We start from the raw sequence: 3,434 nt of genomic DNA on the forward strand, positions 1-3,434 counted from the left end.
TTCGGCACATTTCAAAAGTCTTACTTATGGACAAGGAGCCGCAATGGCATTGCCAATTTGGGGTTATTTCATGAAGAAATGTTATGATGACAAAGGCTTAACAATATCTAAAGAATCATTTGAACGACCTGCGAATCTTTCAATAAAAGTAGATTGTTATACACCAAGAAAAGCCGTAGTTCAAGACTCAACCGCAGTTCCAGAACAAGATACCGAAGAGTTTTCATTGTAAACCATGTTCTAAAATAATCATTAGGGCGTGACACCACTAGAAAAAGGAGCCCAATGTAGCACGCTTATTCGGCTCCTTTTTCTATTGCTGTCGGGCTATCCGCACTACTTCGGTAGTTTGCTTCTATCCCTCACGCAAAACCTGATAGTTCAATTTGTTATAATTCAAGTTAAAGTTCATTTTGATATACCAAAAGTTGTCATTCTGAAAAACGAAGACACAAGGGTAGTGTCATTAAGTTAAGTTTTGTCTTTTCTACCAATGACGTTTTCAACATTCCAATAATCCTCAAACTTGTCATTCCGTAGGAATCTCTGTAACGTGAGTAACTAACGTGAGATTCCTACGGATGACAAGTTTACGAGTAATACCAGTTATTTTTATTAAATTTACAGTACAAACTAAATCCATGTAGTTTTAACTTTATTTATGATTAACAAAAAAGTAAATACCGTTCAGGAAGCACTTCAAGGAGTAGAAAACGGAATGACAATTATGTTTGGTGGTTTTGGATTATGCGGCATACCCGAAAACTCCATAGCCGAATTAGTCAAAAAAGAAACTCACAATTTGACCTGCATCTCCAATAATGCCGGTGTAGATGATTTTGGACTCGGTTTGCTTTTGCAAAAGAAGCAAATCAAAAAAATGATTTCGTCCTACGTAGGCGAAAATGCCGAATTCGAACGTCAAATGCTTTCGGGCGAACTCCAAGTAGAACTTGTGCCTCAAGGAACTTTGGCCGAAAGATGTCGTGCTGCTCAAGCAGGAATCCCTGCATTCTTTACTCCAGCTGGATATGGTACCGAAGTAGCCGAAGGAAAAGAAGTTCGCGAATTTAACGGTAAAATGCACATCATGGAACATGCCTTCAAAGCTGATTTCGCTATTGTAAAAGCATGGAAAGGCGACGAAGCCGGAAATCTAATCTTCAAAGGAACAGCGCGAAACTTCAATGGATGCATGGCTGGTGCTGGTAAAATCACCATCGCCGAGGTTGAAGAACTTGTTCCAGTCGGAACTTTAGATCCAAATCAAATTCATATTCCAGGAATAATGATACAACGTATTTTTCAGGGGAATGTTTATGAAAAAAGGATTGAACAGCGTACTATAAGAATTAGATAATTAGAAAATGAGGAAATTAGATGATAAAACTACCACCTGGAACACATTATCTAATTTTCTAATTAACAAATAGAATCATTTAACAAATGGGATTAGATAAGATAGGAATCGCTAAACGAATTGCACAGGAACTTAAAGACGGCTATTACGTCAATTTAGGAATCGGAATTCCGACTTTGGTAGCCAATTATATTCCCAATGGAATAAATGTTGAAATACAAAGCGAAAATGGTGTTCTGGGCATGGGACCTTTCCCTTACGAGGGCGAAGAAGATGCCGACATTATTAATGCAGGAAAACAAACCATCACAACATTACCAGGAGCGAGTTTTTTTGATTCGGCTTTTAGTTTCGGAATGATTAGAAGCCAAAAAGTTGATTTAACTGTTCTCGGTGCCATGGAAGTTTCAGAAAACGGAGATATCGCCAACTGGAAAATACCCGGAAAAATGGTCAAAGGAATGGGTGGCGCAATGGATTTGGTAGCTTCGGCCGAAAATATTATTGTGGCAATGATGCACGTTAACAAAGCTGGCGAATCCAAAATATTGAAAAAATGCACTTTGCCCTTAACAGGTGTAGGATGTGTGAAAAAAGTAGTAACCGAATTAGCTGTTTTGGAAATTACGCCACAAGGCTTTAAATTATTAGAACGTGCTCCCGGAATTACAGTAGAACACATTATAGCTTCAACAGAAGCAAACTTAATTATTGAAGGAAATATTCCGGAAATGCTGATTTAGTAAGCTGTTATGAGCTAGTTGAAGAAATACTGCACTTTAGCAACAAACATAAAAAATCAAACAAAACACATGAAAGAAAACAAACACATAGAAAGAGAAGAAAAGGGAGCGACGGAAATGTATGATAATAGAAGTTTAGAATATGATTACAGAACATTGAAACCAATTCTAAAAAAAGGAATGATAATATTAGATGTCGGGTGCGGTACTGGTGCTATTTCTAAAGATATTGCTAAAATTGTAGGGGAAAAAGGAAGAGTAATTGGAATTGACAACACGGAAAAATTTATCGAAAGTGGGAAAAAAAACTATGGGGAAATTAAAAATTTAGATTTAATTCATTCAGATTTATTTGACTTTCAGTCAGAGGAAAAATTCGACTTAATAATATCTGCACGAGTTTTACAATGGCTAACTACACCAAAAGAAGCTTTATTGAAAATGAAAGAATTATTAAAACCCAATGGACAAATATCAATACTAGATTATAATCATCAGGCATTAGATTGGAAACCATTACCACCGAAATCAATGCAAGACTACTACAAAATATTTCTAGAATGGAGGAAAAATGCAGGGATGAATAATAAGATTGCTGATGATTTATCAGATATGATGAATGAAGTTGGTTTTAGTTCAATAGAAGTACTGAATTCAAATGAGCATTATGAAAGAGAAAATGAAAATTTCGAGTATAATGTTGGAATATGGTCAAAAGTAGCGTTGGGCTTAAATCAAATAGTAGAAGAAGGCTATATAGAAAATGAATATAGACTACAAGCTATTGAGGAATACAATGAATGGATAGAAAAAGAAGCGATTTCCATGACAATGAAACTAAATGAAGTTAGAGGAAAAATGCCTGTTGCTAACAGATAGCTGAAATTCAGGCACGAATTAGGGAATTTTAGTCGGCCAAAAATAGGCTGAGAATCGATTAACAATCAGTAATACTTACTAGAAACAACCAGCTCATAACAGCCACTACAACGGATTTGGGCATTGGGCTTAATGGAAAAATGGTTTTGTATTTGGGATGATTTGGCAAATCCGAAATAGGGCTTAATTTAACCCCAAACCCGTTGTAGTACCAAGACGTTATAGCTACAAAAACAAATTATAAGATTTTTTGGATGATAAATATGCATAAAAATCAATTTTCTGCGTTTTGTCGGATAAATTTGCTTTTAATCGTAACTATTTGGGTTTTAGGTCATTATTTGTAATATTTTTAATTTTTTATTTATATTTGTTAGAAACAAACAAACAACAAAACTATGAAAAATTATGTTTTAATATTAGTAGCATTTCTGTTTTCATTTGGTATAATG

General features: G+C 35.1%; 4 protein-coding genes. All 4 read left to right on the plus strand.

What is annotated here, in order from left to right:
- A partial coding sequence (locus VLC96_RS02825; RefSeq protein ID WP_325260539.1) for a hypothetical protein occupies positions 1-232 on the plus strand: 232 nt, incomplete at its 5' end.
- A 429-nt stretch (positions 233-661) separates the two neighbouring features.
- Positions 662-1,360 (plus strand): CoA transferase subunit A, encoded by a 699-nt coding sequence (locus VLC96_RS02830; protein ID WP_325260540.1) that lies wholly within the window; start codon positions 662-664, stop codon positions 1,358-1,360.
- 86 nt (positions 1,361-1,446) lie between these two features.
- Entirely contained in the window at positions 1,447-2,103 is a 657-nt protein-coding gene (locus VLC96_RS02835) for a CoA transferase subunit B (protein WP_325260541.1), read from the plus strand.
- A 69-nt stretch (positions 2,104-2,172) separates the two neighbouring features.
- Positions 2,173-2,982 carry a class I SAM-dependent methyltransferase gene (locus VLC96_RS02840; protein ID WP_325260542.1) on the plus strand — a complete coding sequence of 270 codons (810 nt, stop codon included), beginning with the start codon at positions 2,173-2,175 and terminating at the stop codon, positions 2,980-2,982.
- Positions 2,983-3,434 lie beyond the last annotated feature (452 nt).

Source organism: Flavobacterium sp., from assembly GCF_035456085.1.
Lineage (GTDB): Bacteria > Bacteroidota > Bacteroidia > Flavobacteriales > Flavobacteriaceae > Flavobacterium.